16 protein-coding genes are annotated in these 16,770 nt (G+C 63.7%); 9 read left to right on the forward strand and 7 right to left on the reverse strand.

Translation table 11 applies throughout. The features are described 5' to 3' along the window. Positions 1–36: 36 nt before the first annotated feature. From KY495_RS11355 to KY495_RS11365, 3 genes are all read left to right on the forward strand, one after another. Positions 37–1,365, forward strand: coding sequence for an SGNH/GDSL hydrolase family protein (locus tag KY495_RS11355; RefSeq protein WP_219883731.1), 1,329 nt, complete (start codon positions 37–39; stop codon positions 1,363–1,365). 220 nt (positions 1,366–1,585) lie between these two features. Next, positions 1,586–2,992, forward strand: a complete 1,407-nt coding sequence (locus KY495_RS11360; RefSeq protein WP_219883732.1) for an SGNH/GDSL hydrolase family protein — start codon at positions 1,586–1,588, stop codon at positions 2,990–2,992. Positions 2,993–3,021: 29 nt separating this feature from the next. Next, positions 3,022–3,693 (forward strand): OmpW family protein, encoded by a 672-nt coding sequence (locus tag KY495_RS11365; protein WP_219883733.1) that lies wholly within the window; start codon positions 3,022–3,024, stop codon positions 3,691–3,693. Positions 3,694–3,744: 51 nt separating this feature from the next. Here KY495_RS11365 and KY495_RS11370 read toward each other — a convergent pair whose 3' ends face one another. The 3 genes from KY495_RS11370 to KY495_RS11380 form a co-directional block, all read right to left on the reverse strand. Further along, on the reverse strand, positions 3,745–4,803 hold the full coding sequence (locus tag KY495_RS11370) for a 5-(carboxyamino)imidazole ribonucleotide synthase (RefSeq protein WP_219883734.1): 1,059 nt from the start codon (positions 4,801–4,803) through the stop codon (positions 3,745–3,747). Continuing rightward, entirely contained in the window at positions 4,800–5,294 is a 495-nt protein-coding gene (gene purE / locus KY495_RS11375) for a 5-(carboxyamino)imidazole ribonucleotide mutase (protein WP_219883735.1), read from the reverse strand. The genes KY495_RS11370 and purE overlap by 4 nt, the downstream gene beginning before the upstream one ends. 284 nt (positions 5,295–5,578) lie before the next feature. After that, positions 5,579–5,959: a glutaredoxin domain-containing protein gene (locus KY495_RS11380; RefSeq protein ID WP_219883736.1), complete on the reverse strand. Its 381-nt coding sequence runs from the start codon at positions 5,957–5,959 to the stop codon at positions 5,579–5,581. Positions 5,960–6,101: 142 nt separating this feature from the next. Between KY495_RS11380 and KY495_RS11385 the strand changes: the two genes are divergently transcribed. Beyond that, the gene (locus KY495_RS11385) at positions 6,102–6,599 is read left to right on the forward strand and encodes a GNAT family N-acetyltransferase (protein ID WP_219883737.1); all 498 of its coding nucleotides are present in this window, start codon (positions 6,102–6,104) and stop codon (positions 6,597–6,599) included. Between the two features lie 58 nt (positions 6,600–6,657). On the opposite strand, the gene KY495_RS11390 is transcribed toward KY495_RS11385, so the two are convergent. Together KY495_RS11390 and KY495_RS11395 are read right to left on the reverse strand one after the other, a co-directional pair. Continuing rightward, on the reverse strand, positions 6,658–7,851 hold the full coding sequence (locus tag KY495_RS11390) for an acyl-CoA dehydrogenase (protein ID WP_219883738.1): 1,194 nt from the start codon (positions 7,849–7,851) through the stop codon (positions 6,658–6,660). A gap of 72 nt (positions 7,852–7,923) precedes the next feature. Then, on the reverse strand, positions 7,924–8,433 hold the full coding sequence (locus tag KY495_RS11395; protein ID WP_219883739.1) for a flavin reductase family protein: 510 nt from the start codon (positions 8,431–8,433) through the stop codon (positions 7,924–7,926). Between the two features lie 121 nt (positions 8,434–8,554). Here KY495_RS11395 and msrA point away from each other — a divergent pair, with 121 nt between their 5' ends. From msrA to KY495_RS11410, 3 genes are all read left to right on the forward strand, one after another. Further along, positions 8,555–9,094 carry a peptide-methionine (S)-S-oxide reductase MsrA gene (gene msrA / locus KY495_RS11400; protein ID WP_219883740.1) on the forward strand — a complete coding sequence of 180 codons (540 nt, stop codon included), beginning with the start codon at positions 8,555–8,557 and terminating at the stop codon, positions 9,092–9,094. Positions 9,095–9,158: 64 nt separating this feature from the next. After that, entirely contained in the window at positions 9,159–10,208 is a 1,050-nt protein-coding gene (locus tag KY495_RS11405; RefSeq protein WP_219883741.1) for an HD domain-containing phosphohydrolase, read from the forward strand. 6 nt (positions 10,209–10,214) lie between these two features. Continuing rightward, positions 10,215–12,551 (forward strand): ATP-binding protein, encoded by a 2,337-nt coding sequence (locus tag KY495_RS11410; RefSeq protein WP_229518581.1) that lies wholly within the window; start codon positions 10,215–10,217, stop codon positions 12,549–12,551. Positions 12,552–12,580: 29 nt separating this feature from the next. Here the strand turns inward: KY495_RS11410 and KY495_RS11415 are convergent, their stop codons facing one another. After that, positions 12,581–13,804 (reverse strand): cyclopropane-fatty-acyl-phospholipid synthase family protein, encoded by a 1,224-nt coding sequence (locus KY495_RS11415; RefSeq protein ID WP_219883742.1) that lies wholly within the window; start codon positions 13,802–13,804, stop codon positions 12,581–12,583. 123 nt (positions 13,805–13,927) lie between these two features. Continuing rightward, a complete protein-coding gene (gene pdxH / locus KY495_RS11420; RefSeq protein ID WP_219883743.1) occupies positions 13,928–15,112 on the reverse strand; it encodes a pyridoxamine 5'-phosphate oxidase in 1,185 nt (394 codons plus the stop codon). A 74-nt stretch (positions 15,113–15,186) separates the two neighbouring features. Here pdxH and tcdA point away from each other — a divergent pair, with 74 nt between their 5' ends. Together tcdA and KY495_RS24280 are read left to right on the forward strand one after the other, a co-directional pair. Then, positions 15,187–16,047 carry a tRNA cyclic N6-threonylcarbamoyladenosine(37) synthase TcdA gene (gene tcdA / locus KY495_RS11425; protein ID WP_219883744.1) on the forward strand — a complete coding sequence of 287 codons (861 nt, stop codon included), beginning with the start codon at positions 15,187–15,189 and terminating at the stop codon, positions 16,045–16,047. Between the two features lie 62 nt (positions 16,048–16,109). Beyond that, a complete protein-coding gene (locus tag KY495_RS24280; RefSeq protein WP_307728278.1) occupies positions 16,110–16,748 on the forward strand; it encodes an FKBP-type peptidyl-prolyl cis-trans isomerase in 639 nt (212 codons plus the stop codon). The last annotated feature ends 22 nt before the right edge of the window (positions 16,749–16,770 follow it).

Here is a 16,770-nt window from a genome sequence, read left to right on the forward strand (position 1 = left end):
TCGTTTTACACCAAATATTTATACCTAGGAGACACAATGCGTTATACCAATTTTGCGCTGGCTGTGCTTACCGCAGCCGTCCTGTCGGCATGCGGCGGCAGCGACGACAACAACAATTTTGCGGCGCCAGCCAAGCCGAAATTCGCTTCGCAAGTCACCTTTGGTGACAGCCTGTCGGACGTTGGCACCTATCAAGTTGGCGCAGTGGCGCAACTGGGCGGCGGCAAATACACCATCAATGGCGCTGCCGGCAAGAACTGGACCGAACTCCTGGCCGCGACCCTGGCCCTGAGCGCTCCGTGTCCGGCCCAGCAGGGCTTGAACGGCACCCTGCCAGGCTTTAATGTGCCAGTGACCAATAACCTGAACTGCACCAACTACGCCCAGGGCGGCGCCCGCGTGACCAATCCCGCCGGCCCAGGCAACATCGCCTATTCGCCGCTTGGCCAGCTGACCGTACCGGTATCGCTGCAGATTGCCAACCACCTGTCGCGCAATGGCGGCAAGTTCAGCGGCACTGAAATCGTCACCGTCATGGCTGGCGGCAACGATGTGCTGCAACTGCTGTCCAACCTGACGGCAGCTGCCAATGCCGCCGGTGCGACCGCTTACGGCAACTCGCTGGTGCCCAAGCTCGCATCGGGCGCGACCGACCCGGCCACGGCTGCTGCTGCCATCGGTACCGCGTTCAAGACTGAACTCGCTACCAGCGGCAACCTGACCACCGCTACCCAGCGTGCAATCGGCACCGCTGCTGTCCAGCCAGGTAATTCGGCGGTTGCATCGCCTGCCGTGCACGGCCCTTACATTGCGGCCGCCCAAGCTGAAGCAACTGCAGCGGGCAATACCTACGCTCAGACCAATGGTCCTGGCCTGGTAACGCTGATGAGCACGGCCGGTGCCGAGCTGGGCGCCCTGGTCCGTACCGAACTGGTTGCCAAAGGCGCCAAGTATGTTGTGCTGAACAACCTGCCTGACGTCGCCAGCGCTCCTGCCAGCAACACCCCAACGACCACGGCTGCACAGCGCACCCTGATCGCGGGCATGGTCAGCGCCTTCAACACGGCACTGCGCGCCAACATCGACGGTCTTGAGTCCAACGTGCTGTACGTGGACCTGTACTCGGTCAGCATCGACCAGATCGCCAACCCGTCGAAGTACGGCCTGACCAACGTGACCTCGCCTGCCTGCGGCACCAATCAGCTTGGCGGCACCTCGCTGGTGTGCAATGCTACGAACCTGATCGCCGGCGTCAACCCGACCAGCACCTATCTGTTCGCAGACGGTGTGCACCCAACCCCGTACGGCAATACCCTGATCGCCAAGTACGTCACCGAACAGCTGACGGCGCGCGGCTGGCTGTAATCAGGCACTGCACCGCCTGGTCAGCATGACAGGCACGGACCGAAAGGGCCGCTACAGCTTCTGCTGGGCGGCCTTTTTTTCGCCATGCAGCTGGCATGTTTGCACAAATTATTGTCACAAAAGCGCAATACGAAACGTGCGTGTGCCGCTAGTCTGGCATTGTGGGCAAACGTAAATCTATACGGCCCTTGGTTCACCATAATCAGATATTGGAGACAACATGCGGCAAACACATTTCGCGCTCGCGGTACTCACGGCGGCCGTGCTGTCGGCATGCGGCGGCGGCAGTGACGGCACCAGCGCCGACGAACAAAAACTCAAGACCACGTTCAGTAATATGGTGTCGTTTGGCGACAGCCTGTCGGACGTGGGCACCTATGCAGTGGGCACCATCAAGGCCGCTGGCGGCGGCAAGTTCACCATCAACGGCGACAACACGGCAATCAATCCGGCCCTCACCGGCAAGAACTGGACCGAGCTCATCGCGGCCCAGTTCGGCCTGCCCGCGCCCTGCGCGGCCCAGACCGGGCTCGACGGTGACGCGGCCCAGGGTTTCTCGGTGCCAGTGGTCAATCACGCCAACTGTTTCAGCTATGCCCAAGGTGGCGCCCGGGTGATCAATCCTGTCGGTCCCGAACACAAACTGACCGGTTCGGCCCTGGGCCTCCTGACGGTGCCGGTGGTCCAGCAAGTGAGCAACCACCTGGCCAAGACCAATGGCAAGTTCAGCGGCACAGAGGTCGTGTTCGTCACTGCCGGTGGCATTGATGCGCTGGCGCTGCTGGGCGAGCTGCAGGCTGGCGCCACGGCCGCCGGGCAGGCCGCTGGCGCCGCCGAAGGCGCCAAGGTGGGCGCACAAGTCTACCTGTCGACCCTGATCGCCTTGCTGGCGGACGGCGCCACCGACAAGCAGGCGGCAGCGCAGGCAATCGGCCTGGCCGCGCAGACCGAAGCGCAGCGTACCGGCAGCACGCAGGAGACCATTACCCAGGTCGCCATCGGCACGGCTGCGGCGCAGCCAGGCAATGCAGCAGTTGGCCAGGTGGAAGTGTACGGCCCGATCGTGGTCAAGGCGCGCTTTACCGCCGAGGCCGCCGGCAAGACCGCAGGCGAGGCCGCCGGCGCCAAAGCCGGTGCCGACTACGCGGCGGCGCAGGCACCGGCGCTCGTGACTGCCATGGGTACGGCCGGCGCGCAACTGGCCGGCATCGTCAAGGAAATGATCGTGGCCAATGGGGCCAATTACGTGGTGGTGAACAACCTGCCCGACCTGGGCGGCTCGCCGGCCGGCAAGGCCCAGGATGCGGCCACCCAAACCCTGATCAACACCATGGTCGCCACCTTCAACGACCAGCTCAGGAAAGGTCTGGGAACCGATTCAAAAATCCTTTACGTGGATCTGTATACGACCAGCCACGACCAGATCAACAATCCGGCCCCGTATGGCCTGACCAATACCACCAGCGCGGCCTGTACGGTGGATTCCCTCATCTGCACCGGCAAGACCCTGGTGGCGGGTGACGTGAGCCGCTACATGTTTGCCGACAACGTGCTGCCCACGCCGTTTGAGAATGCGCTGATCGCCAAGTATGTGGCGCAGCAAATGATCATCAAGGGCTGGCTGTAAGTCCCAACCGACAAAAATACGGAGAGAACATGAAATTTCGTTTGCATGGTGCTGTGCTGGCCACCGCGGTGATGCTGGCCAGCACGAGCGCAATGGCGCAGATGCAGGGTCAATGGGCAGTCAAGGCAGGCGTGGGCAAGATCACGCCGAAAGTCAAGAGTGGCGATGTGAGCGCCCCGGCGCTGCCCGGCACCAAGGCCGATATCGGCCCCGACACGCAGCCCGTGTTCGATATCAGCTACGGCTGGACCGACAATATCGCGGTGGAACTGGCCATCGGCCTGCCGTACAAGCATGACATTATCGGCGCCGGCGCGATTGAGGGCGTGGGTGTGCTGGGCACGGTCAAGGCCCTGCCGCCGACCATCTTTGCCCACTACCGCTTTTTCGAGCCGGAAGCGCGGCTGCGCCCGTATGCCGGCATCGGCGCCACCTTTGCCTATTTTGACGACGAAACCGGCTCCGGCAAGCTCACTGCGCTGAGCGATATTGGCGGCCCGCCGACCACGTTTTCCATCAAAAACAAGGTGGCGCCCACCGTGCAGATCGGCATGATCTACAACATCAATACGCGCTGGTTCATTGATGCAAATATCAGCAAGACCTTCCTGAAAACGACGGTGACGTTTTCATCCGGCCAGACCCAGGAGATGACACTCGATCCTCAGGCGGTGACGCTGGGCGTGGGCTACAAGTTCTAGCCCGTCAGTGAAAAAGGCCGGCAATGCCGGCCTTTGCTGTCTGCGTGACGCTTACGACGCCAGGCGCTGGATGGCCCAGCTGCGCGACGCTTCCAGTTCGGCAGGCAGCGTCATTTCGCCCAGCCACTGGGCCAGCTGCCTGACATCGGGCGAGGCGAGGTTGATATGGCCCATCTTGCGGCCGGGCCGGTAGTCCTTGCCATACCAGTGCAGCTGGGCCGCGCCGTGCGCAAGCCATGCCTGATCGTAAGCGACGCCCAGCAGGTTGGCCATGATGGCGGCGCCTTGCTGCACCGGCTCGGGGAGGGGCATGCCGCACACGGCGCGCACGTGCAGTTCAAACTGGCTGATCGATGCCGCAGCCTGGGTCCAGTGCCCGGAGTTGTGCACGCGCGGGGCGATTTCGTTGATCAACAGCTTGCCATCGACTACGAAGCATTCCACGGCCATCACGCCGACATAGTCGAGCGCCGTCATGAGGGTGCGCAGCATGTCTTCGGCAGGTGCCTGCAGCGCCTCGAACGCGCCCGGGCGGCTGATGCTAAATGCCAGGACGCCGTCCTGGTGGCGGTTTTCCGTCAGGCGGTAAAACACCATCTGGCCATCGCGTCCGCGCGCGCCGATGATCGACACTTCAGTGTCGAAGGCGATGGCCTGTTCGGCCAGCGACTGGTCGGCCCAGGCGGGGAAGGGCAGCGCTGCCGGGGTGGCCTGCTTGAGCCGCAGCTGGCCGCGCCCATCGTAGCCGCCTTGTGGCGACTTGAGGAAGACGTCCGGCCCGAGCTGCGCGTGGATGCCTTCCTGGCCCATGTCGGTACGAAACACGCGCCATGGCGACGTCGGCAGGCCCAGTTCGGTGATGAAAGTCTTTTGGCGAATGCGGTCGGCCAGGTGATGAAACGCCTTGGCATTGAGCCACCCCGGCGCCTGGGCCAGGCTGGTGGTAAAGGCATTTTGCGGCCAGTGTTCACGCTCGGCCGTGACGATCATGTCGGGCGAGGCCAGCTGGCCGGCGTCGATATCAAGAAGCTGCACCTCAACGCCGATGCGCAGGCCGGCCTGCTGCATCATGGCGCCCAGCTGGCCGTTGCCCAGTACCGCGATGTTCATCGTGCATCTCCCATGTCGGCCGAGGCCAGCACCGTCTCGGTCTGCTGGGTGCGATAGGCGTCGAGCTTGGCGGCAAGAGCCGGATCGTTCAGGGACAGGATTTGAATGCTCAGCAGCGCGGCATTGAAGGCACCGGCAGTACCAATGGCCAGCGTGCCCACGGCCACGCCCTTTGGCATCTGCACGATGGACAGCAGGCTGTCCATGCCGGACAGGGCCTTGCTCTGGACCGGCACACCCAGCACCGGCAGCGGCGTCATGGATGCGACCATGCCGGGCAGGTGGGCGGCGCCGCCGGCACCGGCGATGACGACGGCGTAGCCATCGTCACGGGCAGCCTTGGCAAATTCCACCAATCGCTCGGGCGTGCGGTGCGCCGACACAACCTGCGCCTTCCAGGGCACGCCAAACTCCGTCAACAGGTCGGCAGCGGCTTGCATCGTGTCCCAGTCGCTCCTTGAGCCCATGACGATTGCGATTGTATGGTTCATTCAAATTCCTTGTAAGTAAGAAGCGTGATCCGCTCCTATTCCTGGATGTCTGCCGTCCCGGCATGGATGCACGGGGCAGATCGCGATGCGGTAGCCCACGCAGCGAGCAGCGCGCCGGCCGGGCGACGTGTGGCAGAGAAAATAGGAGCGGGTTCGACGCCTGAAGCAGGTTCAAGGCGAGATTTTAACAGGCCGGCAGCCGGCAGGGTAAAAGGGCATGGTTGGCAGCTTGCGGTCCCGCCGCTGCATGGAGCCTGCAGCGGACCAGGCCGAGTGCGACGGGTTTATAGACCGGTGACGTTAAATCCGGCATCGGCAAACGCGCCCGGCATCTTGTTCATGTCGTAGCCGGCGATGGTGTCGCCATCGACGACGATGATCGGCACGCCCTCGAAATCGCCTTCTGCGTAATACATCCTGCCCTGCGGGGAGTGCTCGATATCGTATTCGACGTAAGGCACGTCGCCAGCATCGAGGCGGGCCTTGAGCTTGTTGCAGTAGCCGCACCACGTGGCAGTGAACAGGGTAATGCCTTTTTTGGCATCCAGCTCGGCCAGTTCGGCGCGGTATTGGTCGGCCCGGGCCAGCTCCTGCCCTTCCTGGTACTTGCCGTAGATTTTCCATCCGCCGATGCACAGCGAGACAACAAGCAGAAATTTGAGCATGGGACCAGATCCGACGTGAGGGCTTTTGATTATGCTCTTTGGAAACAAAATATTCAATAAGAAGCAATAGTCAGGGCTGGAAGACTCGAGCTTTGTGGCATGGTGGATGGTTGTAATTGACGGGCCAGCTTAGAATGAGGGCATGCTCACTGCTACCATCCTCATCTCACCAGTGCAAGAAGCCGACTGGCTCACTCTTAAGAACATTCGGCTGGCATCGCTGCGCGATTCGCCCAAGGCGTTCGGCATGACCCTTGCCGCCGCGTCGTCCCACTCGCAAGCGCAGTGGCGCGAGCGCGCAGCAAGCCCGCGGGCGCGCTTCTTTCTGGCAAATGTGCAAGGCAGGGCAGTGGGACTGATCGGTGTGACTGCCATTGTCGATGGCGACTGCGAGCTCATCGCGATGTGGGTGCGACCGGCAGCGCGCGGCAGTGGTGTGGCCGCCATGCTGGTCGGGGCCGTCAAGGATGCGGCCATTGCCGGGGGCGCGCGCCGGGTGAACCTCGCGGTGGCGCCGGACAATCTGGCGGCTTCGCGCTTATATCAACGGCAGGGTTTTCGCTTCCTGCCCGCGTTCGAGGCGCTGACCAGCGATCCGGCCATTACCTTGCAAAAAATGGCGTGGACGGTGGTGGCATGAATGCAGGACGAAAAAAAACCCGCTCATCGAAGCGGGTTTTTTTCTGGAGCACCAGGGATTACTGGAAAGCCTGGATGCCGGTCTGCGCACGGCCCAGGATCAGGGCGTGGATGTCATGCGTGCCTTCGTAGGTGTTGACCACTTCCAGGTTCACCATGTGACGAATGACGCCGAACTCGTCGGAGATGCCGTTACCGCCCAGCATATCGCGCGCGACGCGGGCGATGTCGAGCGACTTGCCGCACGAGTTACGCTTCATCATGGACGTGATTTCCACGGCAGCCGTGCCGGCATCCTTCATGCGGCCCAGCTGCAGGCAGCCCTGCAGGCCCAGTGTGATTTCAGTCTGCATGTCGGCCAGCTTCTTTTGCACCAGCTGGTTGGCAGCCAGCGGACGGCCAAACTGGTGGCGGTCCAGCGTGTACTGGCGCGCGGTGTGCCAGCAGGCTTCGGCCGCGCCCAGTGCGCCCCAGGCGATGCCGTAGCGTGCCGAGTTCAGGCAGGTGAACGGACCTTTTAAGCCGCGCACATCCGGGAAGGCGTTTTCTTCCGGGCAGAACACATTGTCCATGACGATTTCGCCGGTGATCGAGGCGCGCAGGCCAAACTTGCCGTGGATGGCCGGGGCCGACAGGCCAGCCATGCCCTTGTCCAGGATGAAGCCGCGGATTGCGCCTTCGTCGTCCTTGGCCCAGACCACGAACACATCGGCCACCGGGGAATTGGTGATCCACATCTTGGCGCCGGTCAGGGCGTAGCCGCCGTCCACTTTCTTGGCGCGGGTGATCATGGAGCCAGGGTCGGAGCCGTGGTTCGGCTCGGTCAGGCCGAAGCAGCCGATCCATTCGCCGGTGGCCAGCTTGGGCAGATACTTTTGGCGCTGTGCTTCGGTGCCGAATTCATAGATGGGCACCATCACGAGCGACGATTGCACGCTCATCATGGAGCGGTAGCCGGAATCGATGCGTTCGACTTCGCGCGCGATCAGGCCGTATGCCACGTAGTTCAGGCCAGGTCCGCCGTATTGCTCGGGAATGGTTGGGCCCAGCAAGCCCAGCTCGCCCATTTCGCGGAAGATGGAGGTGTCCATCTGCTCGTGGCGGAAGGCTTCGAGAATGCGCGGGGCCAGCTTGTCCTGGCAGTAGGCAGCTGCTGCGTCACGCACCATCCGCTCGTCGTCGGTCAACTGGTTATTGAGCAGCAATGGGTCGTCCCAATGGAATTGGGCTTTGCGTGGCGATTCAGCTTTCATGGCAGTTCCTGTCTCTAGTAACGATATCAATCGGTGGGCAAGTTGTATAGACTACTTGCCGAATCTGTAATTCTACCGCGTTTGCGTGCTGCCAAATTGCCCGGCGTGAAAAATCAGCGAGGGCTGTGGGGCAAACGCACAATCTTCCACTTCGCCCACGAAAATGACGTGGTCGCCTTCGGGATAGCGGCTGCGGTTATGGCATTCAAACCAGGCAGAGGCGCCCTGCAGAATGGGCTGGCCGGTACGCGACAGTTCATATTCCACGCCCTCGAACGGATTCTCGGTGCGCCGCGAAAAGCGCCGCGCCAATTCACCCTGCCCGGCATTGAGGACATTGATGACGTAATGGGAATTGCCGGTAAAGATGGGCAGGCTGTTGGCGCCGTTACCAAGACTCCACAGCACCAGGGGCGGGTCGAGCGAGACGGAATTGAAGGAACTGGCGGTCAACCCCCGGAAGCTGCCGTCGGCCAGGCGTGTGGTGATCACCGTCACGCCCGTGGCGAACTGCGATAACGCCTGGCGAAACTGGGCATCGTCAAAATTGCGCGCGTCCGCGCGGGGGGAGCTTATGTTCATTGTTGCCCTGTCTAATATGCCATTATGCCAAATTTTGGTGCAGACGGGGCAGGCTGTGGTACGCGGCCGCACTTTTGCGTTACAGTGGGAATCATCCACCATCCGACTGTTGAGGTATGTAATGACAAACCAATCTGCGCCCCAGGTGGCGATCCTGGGCGGCGGTTGTTTCTGGTGCCTGGAAGCGGTGTACCTGGAAGCACGCGGCGTTCTCCATGTCGAGTCCGGTTACATGGGCGGCCACGATCCCGCGCCCACCTACGAGGCCGTATGTGGCGGCGGCACTGGCCACGCCGAAGTGGTGCGCATCGCGTTCGATCCGGCCGTGATCAGCTATCGCGATATCCTGGAAGTATTCTTTACCATTCACGACCCCACCACGCTGAACCGGCAAGGCAATGATGTGGGCACCCAGTACCGCTCCGTGATCTTTTACCAGTCGCCCGAGCAGGAAGCGACGGCGCGCCAGGTCATCGCGGAAATGGCCAATGTGTGGGACGGCCCCATCGTCACCGAAGTGCAGCCCGTCACGACCTGGTACAAGGCGGAAGACTATCACCAGAATTATTTCCAGCAGAATCCCCTGCAAGGCTATTGCGCTTTCGTTGTAGCACCCAAAGTTGCCAAATTTCGTAAGACATTTACCGACAGGTTAAAATAGCAACCGGCTGGCATTTTGTCCCATGGACAGAGTGTTTTTTTTGTAGACACAGATCGGACCTGCAATGAAGGTAGTGATCGTTGATGACACGCACATCAACCTGGTGTTGATGTCGCGCCTGATGGAAAAGCTCGAGGACGTGTCCACGGTGGCGTTCCAGTCGGCACCGGAAGCGCTGGCGTGGTGTCGGACGAACCCCTACGACCTGTTGGTGCTCGATTACATGATGCCCGACATGAACGGCCTCGAGTTCATCGCCGAGCTCGGTGGCGATGCCCGTGGCCGCCCGCCGGTGCTGATGGTCACGGCCAGCCACGATGTGGAGATCCGCCACCGCGCGCTGGAAAACGGGGCCAACGACTTTTTGATCAAGCCCATCGACAAGGTCGAATTCCTGGCCCGCACCCGCAACATGCTCGAACTGCGGCGCGCCACGGTGGCCCTGGAAAACCGGGCCAGCTGGCTGGCCAGCGAAGTGAGCAAGGCCACGGCCGACCTGCGCGCGCGCGAACAGGAAACCATCTTGCTGCTGTGCCGCGCCTCCGAGTACCGCGATCCGGAAACGGGCGCCCACATCCAGCGCATGGCCCATTATTCCCGCCTCATCGCGGCCGAGCTTGGCATGTCGGAAGAAGACCAGGAATGCCTGCTCAATGCCGCGCCCATGCACGATATTGGCAAGGTCGGCACGCCCGACACCATCTTGCTAAAGCCCGGCCGCTTGAATGCCCAGGAAATGGAAGTGATGCGCCAGCACGCGCTGATCGGCTACAACATCCTGAAAAGCAGTGAAGCCAAGATGCTGCAGCTGGCAGCGGAAATCGCCTATGCCCATCACGAGCGCTTTGACGGCACCGGCTACCCCAACGGTCTGAAGGGCGAAGCGATTCCGCTGGCGGGGCGGATCGTGGCCGTGGCCGATGTGTTTGATGCGCTGACCAATGTGCGGCCCTACAAGCAAGCCTGGACGCTCGATGCCGCCCGTGAATTTTTGGTCGACAACAGCGGCAGCCATTTTGACCCGGCCTGCGTGCAGGCCCTGCTGCGCCGCTGGCAGGATGTGCTGGCCATCCGTGCCAGCATGCACGATGGCGACAGCCAGGACGCGGCCTGAGGCGACATGCGCCACAAACAATTGGTGCGCCAGGTGCGCCGCGCCTTTGGGGTCACCAGCGAACACGCGCTGCAGGAACTGCTGGGCTCGCTGCGCGCGCGCGGCGATGGCGCGCTGGCCGACGGCATTGCGTCCCTGCTTGATACCACCGAGCACCACTACAAGCAGTACGACCGCGACCTCAAGGTGCGCAGCCGCATGCTCGACATCAGTTCCGAAGAACTGCTGGCCGCCAATGCCCAGCTGCGCGGGGAGGCGGCGCGCCAGCGTGAAGTGCTGCGCTCGCTGCGCGCGAGCGTCCAGCGCCTGACCTTTGATACCGGCACCGTGCCCGAGCCGGCCGCCGCCGATGCCGACCACGACCTGCTGGGATTGACGCACGCGCTCGAGCAGCTGGTGCAGCAGCGCGAAACGGCACGCGAACTGACCGAGCAAATTCTCGACCAGCTGCCCATTCCCGTCTTCCTGAAAGACCGGGCCGGGCGCTTTGTCCGTTTCAACCGCCAGTTCCAGGCGTTTTACCAGCGCCCGCGCGAGGAATTGATGGGCGCCAAGATTGAACATTTCACACCGCCCGACTGGGCCAGCGTGACCCAGGAGGAAGATGAACTGGCCTGGCGCACCGGCCTCATGATCAGCAGCGAGCGGCGCGTGACCCAGATTGATCCGCCGGTTGACCTTGTGGTCAACCGCATTGTCATTACCAGCGGCGGCGAATCGTACCTGCTCGGCTTTTCGATCGATGTCAGCGAGCAGCGCGCCGCACGCGACGCCATGCAGCGCGCCGTGGAATCGGCCCAGGCCGCCAGTCGCGCAAAGAGTGAATTCCTGGCCAACATGAGCCATGAAATCCGCACCCCCATGAACGGCATCCTGGGCATGACCGAGCTGGTGCTGGAGTCCGATTTGCAGCCCGAGCAGCGCGACGACATTGGCCTGGTCAAGGCTTCTGCCGATGCGCTGCTGACCATCGTCAACGACATCCTCGATTTTTCCAAGATCGAGGCAGGCAAGCTTGACCTGGAAGAAGTGCCGTTCGACCTGCGCAAGCTGGTGCGCGAGACAGTGCGCTCCATGGCCTTGCGCGCCCAGCAAAAAGGTTTGCTGCTCGAGTGCCGGGTCGACCCGGCCATTGCGCGCACCATGAAGGGCGATCCGGGGCGGCTGCGCCAGGTGCTCATCAACCTGCTGGGCAATGCCATCAAATTCACCCAGCAGGGCAGCGTGACGCTGGCGGTGGCCATGGATGCCGAGCAGGGCGAGCAGTGCATGGTGTCGTTTGCCGTCAGCGACACGGGCATTGGCATCCCGGCCGACAAGCAGGGCATGATTTTTGAAGCGTTTTCGCAGGTGGACGGGTCCACCACGCGCCAGTTTGGCGGCACCGGGCTGGGCCTGACGATCTGCCGCCGCCTGGTCATCTTGATGCAGGGCGACATAAGCGTGTCGAGCACGCCGGGCAAGGGCAGTACCTTCCGCTTCGTGGTGCCCCTGCGCCACGCCGCCGTGCAGCTGCCGGTGGGGCAGGACGAGGCCGAACCGGCCGCCGCATCGAGCGCCGCGGCGGGCCTGGCGCCCATCCTGGCGCGCAAGGATGGGCGGCACGGTCTGCGCATCCTGCTGGCGGAAGACAATCCCGTGAACCAGCGCCTGGCCTTGCGCCTGCTGGAAAAAATGGGCCACCGCATCACCGTGGTGGCCAATGGCATGGATGCCTGCACGGCAGCCATGACCGGCGCCTTTGACCTGGTGCTGATGGATGTGCAGATGCCCGAGCTCGACGGCCTGTCGGCCACGCGCCGCATCCGCCAGTGGGAGGCGGCCCACGCCGGCCACCTGCCCATCATTGCCATGACGGCGCGCGCCATGCAGGGCGACCGCGAACGCTGCCTGGAAGCGGGCATGGATGACTACATGTCCAAGCCGGTCGACAGCGAACGGCTGCGCGCCATTGTCAGCCGCTTCCATGTGGAGCAGGCCGGTCCCGTGCTGGACTGGCGCACCGCGCTGGTGCGGCTCGATGGCGACAGCGCCCTGCTGCTGGAACTGGCGGCCCTGTTCATTGAAGACGGGCCGCAGCTGATGCAAACGCTGTACGATTCGCTGGCCGCCGACGACCTGCCGGCATCGCAGCGCGCCGTCCACAGCCTGCAGGGCGTGCTGGTCAATTTTGGTGCCCAGCGCGCCATAGCGCAGGCCGAGCGCATGTCGGCCAGCCTGCACGAGCCGGCCCAGGCGGCGCAGTGGCGGGCCCAGGCCGAGGAACTGGGCGGCGCCGTGGAAGAAGTGTATGGCGCGCTGCACGCCCTCATTGCCGCCGGGCCGGACGCGATGCAACGCTAGCGCTGCAGGCGGCCGGCCACCGGCAGCGCTCACGACAGGCCCCCGTCGCGCCGGGGCGCATACATGTAGCGGCGTGACCAGGCAATGCCGGCCGGGTCGCGTCCGGCCTTGCGGCACAGGACCTGGTAAATGCTGATCCAGTCGTGGGCAAAGGCATAGGCGCAGCCGGCCAGGTAGACGTGCCAGATGCGAAACAGGCGCGGCTCCACCATGTGCCGGATCTGGTCGGCGGAACCTTCAAACCGTTCGGTCCACAGGGAACAGGTGCGCGCATAATGGCGGCGCAGGTTTTCCACGTCCAGCGCTTCGAGCCCGCCTTCCTGCATGGTCTTGAGGACGGTGCCCAGGTGCGCCAGCTCCCCGTGGGGAAACACGTATTCGTCGATGAAGTCGCCCGCGCCATGGGGCGCCGCGCCGCTGCTGGCGCTGGTGGAAGTAATGCCGTGGTTGAGCGCCAGCCCGTCGTCGGTCAGCAGCTCGCGGATGCGGCCGAAGTAGTGCGGCAATGCGCGCACGCCCACGTGCTCGAACATGCCGACACTGGCAATGCGGTCAAAGCTGCCCGTGATGTCGCGGTAATCCTGCAGCCGGATTTCCACCTGGCCCTGCAGGCCGGCGCGCTCGACCATGTCGCGCGCAAAACGGGCCTGGTTGTCGGACAGGGTGATGCCCACGCAGCGCGCGCCGTAGCGCCTGGCCGCTTCGATGGCCAGCGCGCCCCAGCCGCAGCCGATATCGAGCAGGCGCTGGCCCGGCCGCACGTCAAGCTTGGTGAGGATGTGATCGATCTTCTTGCGCTGCGCGTCGGCCAGCGTTTCGCTGCCCTGCTCGAAGTAGGCACAGGAATACACCATGCCCGGGTCGAGCCAGGCGCGGTAAAAGTCGTTGGAGACATCGTAATGGTAGCGAATGGCTGCGGCGTCGAGTTCGCGGGTATGGGCAGGCCTGCCCAGCAGGCTGCGCAGGCGGCCGCGCGCTCCCGTGCTGGCGGCCAGCGCATTGACCACGGCGATCATGTCGCGCGCGCGGCCGCGTACTTCGATGGCGCCTTCGACGTAGGCGCGCCCCAGGTTGTAGAGCGAAGGCGAGAGCAGGTAGCGCAGGGCGCCGGCGCGCGGCACGCGGATGGTGACCCGCGCCGGCTCATGCGAAAAATGGAAGCGCTGGCCGTTCCACAATTCCACGCACAGCGGTACCGACACCTTGTTGCGGATGTCGGTGCTCCAGGCGGACAGACGCAGCTGATTAAACATGGGTACCTCCTGTCAGGGGAGGTGGCATGAGCCCCTCCTGTCAAGGGAGATGCGCGGGCACCTCCTGTGAAGGAAGGTGGCATGCGCATCCCCCGTTCATGCAGGAGGCATGCGCCGCCCGCGTCAGGGTTGCAACCGCCCCCGTGCCCAGCTGCCGTCAGGCTGCAGCGTGTACACAATGCGGTCATGAAAGCGCGAGCGCCGGCCCTGCCAGAATTCGATGCGCTCCGGTATCAGCCGGAAGCCGCCCCAATTGGCTGGACGTGCAGGCGCCTCGCCAAACTGCCTGGCAACAGCGTCATAATTGTCTTCCAGCGCCTGCCGGTCTGCGATCGGCATGCTCTGGGCGGAGGCAATGGCGGCCAGCCGGCTCTTGAGCGGCCGGCTGTGGAAATACTTGTCGCTGTCTTCTTCGGACGTGCGCTCCACCCTCCCTTCGATACGAATCTGGCGCTCAAGTTCAGGCCAAAAAAACAGAAGTGCGGCGTGCGGATTTTCCTGCAACTGCCGGCCCTTCTGGCTGTCATAGTTGGTGTACCAGGTGAAGCCGCGCACGTCGTACTGCTTGATCAGCACAATGCGCGAGCTCGGGCGGCCCGCGCCATCGACCGTGGCCACGCTCATCGCGTTCGGTTCGTTGACCTGCGCCTTGAGCGCCTGTTCAAACCAGCTGTTAAATTGCACGATGGGGTCGGCCGCCACCTCATGTTCGTTCAGCGTGGCCTGGCCGTAATCCTTGCGCAGGCTGGCCACGGCGTCGCCCGTGGAGACGGCGGCGGCAATGCCGCGCCGGGCCTGCATGGCGCTGCCCAGCTGCGCCATCTGCCCGGCGCTGAACAGGCGTTTGGCCATCGGGGCAAGCTGGTTTTCCTCGCGCGCCATGTGGGCGCCATAGGTGTCGGCAAAGCGCCGCACCTCGCTCTCGCGCAAGGTGGCGGCGCTGCCGTCGGCAATGGCGCGCAGCTGCTCGTGCAGGCCTTGCCACATGCCATCCATCTGGTGGTGTTCTGCCACGATGGCCGGCGCCAGCTGGGCCAGCAGTGCTGCATCCTCGCCCTGCGCGGTGGCCTGCAGCATGGGGATGAGATCGTGTTCTTCGTCCTCGTGGTGCAGGGGCGCGGCCTGGTCAAAGTACTTGATCACGGCGGCGGCGGCCTGGCGCGCCTGCTCGTCGGCACCGTGCGCGGCCAGGTGTGGGACCAGCTTTTCCAGCGTGGCCAGCTGCTTGCGGATGCGGTCGTGGCAATGTTTGAGCACGGCAATAGGCTGGTCGAAACCGGGGGCGCTGTCGGGCAGGGCAGAGGTCATGGCATTCTCATAAGCGGGTGGGATTGTCTGCATTTTAGAGTAGTCCCAATGGCCGCGTCCGTTAAAATGGCGGGATGAATGCCAATGACCCGCAAATTTCCCCTGCCACCGACGAGATCGATGCCGAGCGCCGTTTCGGCGGCATCGGCCGGCTGTACGGCAACCCCGCCCTGGCGCGCTTTCGCGCCGCCCATGTCTGCGTGATCGGCGTGGGCGGGGTCGGTTCCTGGGTGGTCGAAGCGCTGGCCAGGAGCGCCATCGGCCAGCTGACCCTGATCGACCTGGACAATGTGGCCGAATCGAACATCAACCGCCAGATCCAGGCCATGAGCGACACCATCGGCATGGCCAAGATCGATGCCCTGGCCGCGCGCATTGCCCAGATCAACCCGGCCTGCCGGGTCAACCTGGTCGAAGACTTCATTGGGCCGGACAATCTGGACCAGATGATTGCCGGCCGGGGCTACGACTTCGTGATCGACGCCATCGACAGTGTCAAGGCCAAGGCGGCCGTGATTGCTTACTGCCGCCAGCACGCCATTCCCATCATGACCGTGGGCAGCGCCGGCGGGCAGACTGATGCCACCCGGATCGAAGTGCGCGACCTGAGCAAGACCGAGCAGGAACCCCTGCTCAAGATGGTGCGCAAGCGCTTGCGCAGCCAGTATGGCTTCCCGCGCAGCATCAAGACCAAATTCCACGTCGATGCCGTCTTTTCCATGGAACCGCTGACACTGCCGCAGGACGATACCAGCTGCACCATTGACGGCGCCGAAGGCGTGACCGGCCTCAATTGTGCGGGCTTTGGCTCGAGCGTCGTGGTCACTGCCACCTTCGGCATGATTGCCGCCGGACACGTGCTCAGAAAGCTGGCCGCCCCACCGGCGCCGGTACCGGCCGCAGACCCTGTGCAGGCGGCAGATGCCTTGCTATGATAGTGTTGTAACTGGCCTGGCACTGCGCCAGGCGACCGTCCACATTTTTTTTTGAAGGCACCATGATGATGCTTCGCTCCACGTATGCCCTGATGATATGCGCCGCTGCGGCTTCGTTTGCCCAGGCCGCCGGACAGGCTCCTGCCCCGCAGACAACGCCGCCGGAAACGCCGGCAGCAGCCCAGCCTGCACCAGCGGCACCGCCGGTGGCGGCGCCTGCCCCGGCCGCCCCGGCTGCCCCGGCTGCGCCGGCTGCCCCTGCGGCCCCGGCCACGCCGGCCCAGGACGCCACCGCAGCCGCACCAGCGGCGCCCGCCCTGCCCGCCACGCCAGCCGTACCGGCCGAACCTGTACCGGAACCGCTGGTCAAGAAAGATACCGTGATCGGCAAGGGTGCCACTGCCGGCCCGGGCTCCAAGGTATTCGTGCACTACACCGGCTGGCTGTACAAGCCGATGGCCGCCAAACAGCGCGGGCGCGAGTTCGACTCCTCCATCAAGCGCGGCGAGCCACTGTCGTTCGTGCTTGGCAGCGGCCGCGTCATCAAGGGCTGGGACCAGGGCATCCTGGGCATGAAAGTGGGCGGCAAGCGCACCCTGATCATCCCGAGCCACCTGGCCTACGGTTCGCGCGGCGCCGGCACCATGATCGCCCCGGGCGCCGACCTGATATTTGATGTGGAACTGGTCGACGTCAAGTAATCCCGCCCCTCCAACCTTGCAC

The sequence above is a fragment of the Massilia sp. PAMC28688 genome, assembly GCF_019443445.1.
Lineage (GTDB): Bacteria > Pseudomonadota > Gammaproteobacteria > Burkholderiales > Burkholderiaceae_D > Telluria_A.

What these genes read in the sequence shown, in the direction of transcription:
- KY495_RS11355 (WP_219883731.1), top strand. Translation starts at nt 37, where the DNA reads ATGCGTTATACCAATTTTGCGCTGGCTGTGCTTACCGCAGCCGTCCTG.
- KY495_RS11360 (WP_219883732.1), top strand. Translation starts at nt 1,586, where the DNA reads ATGCGGCAAACACATTTCGCGCTCGCGGTACTCACGGCGGCCGTGCTG.
- KY495_RS11365 (WP_219883733.1), top strand. Translation starts at nt 3,022, where the DNA reads ATGAAATTTCGTTTGCATGGTGCTGTGCTGGCCACCGCGGTGATGCTG.
- KY495_RS11370 (WP_219883734.1), bottom strand. Translation starts at nt 4,803, where the DNA reads ATGAACATCGCGGTACTGGGCAACGGCCAGCTGGGCGCCATGATGCAG.
- purE (WP_219883735.1), bottom strand. Translation starts at nt 5,294, where the DNA reads ATGAACCATACAATCGCAATCGTCATGGGCTCAAGGAGCGACTGGGAC.
- KY495_RS11380 (WP_219883736.1), bottom strand. Translation starts at nt 5,959, where the DNA reads ATGCTCAAATTTCTGCTTGTTGTCTCGCTGTGCATCGGCGGATGGAAA.
- KY495_RS11385 (WP_219883737.1), top strand. Translation starts at nt 6,102, where the DNA reads ATGCTCACTGCTACCATCCTCATCTCACCAGTGCAAGAAGCCGACTGG.
- KY495_RS11390 (WP_219883738.1), bottom strand. Translation starts at nt 7,851, where the DNA reads ATGAAAGCTGAATCGCCACGCAAAGCCCAATTCCATTGGGACGACCCA.
- KY495_RS11395 (WP_219883739.1), bottom strand. Translation starts at nt 8,433, where the DNA reads ATGAACATAAGCTCCCCCCGCGCGGACGCGCGCAATTTTGACGATGCC.
- msrA (WP_219883740.1), top strand. Translation starts at nt 8,555, where the DNA reads ATGACAAACCAATCTGCGCCCCAGGTGGCGATCCTGGGCGGCGGTTGT.
- KY495_RS11405 (WP_219883741.1), top strand. Translation starts at nt 9,159, where the DNA reads ATGAAGGTAGTGATCGTTGATGACACGCACATCAACCTGGTGTTGATG.
- KY495_RS11410 (WP_229518581.1), top strand. Translation starts at nt 10,215, where the DNA reads ATGCGCCACAAACAATTGGTGCGCCAGGTGCGCCGCGCCTTTGGGGTC.
- KY495_RS11415 (WP_219883742.1), bottom strand. Translation starts at nt 13,804, where the DNA reads ATGTTTAATCAGCTGCGTCTGTCCGCCTGGAGCACCGACATCCGCAAC.
- pdxH (WP_219883743.1), bottom strand. Translation starts at nt 15,112, where the DNA reads ATGACCTCTGCCCTGCCCGACAGCGCCCCCGGTTTCGACCAGCCTATT.
- tcdA (WP_219883744.1), top strand. Translation starts at nt 15,187, where the DNA reads ATGAATGCCAATGACCCGCAAATTTCCCCTGCCACCGACGAGATCGAT.
- KY495_RS24280 (WP_307728278.1), top strand. Translation starts at nt 16,110, where the DNA reads ATGATGATGCTTCGCTCCACGTATGCCCTGATGATATGCGCCGCTGCG.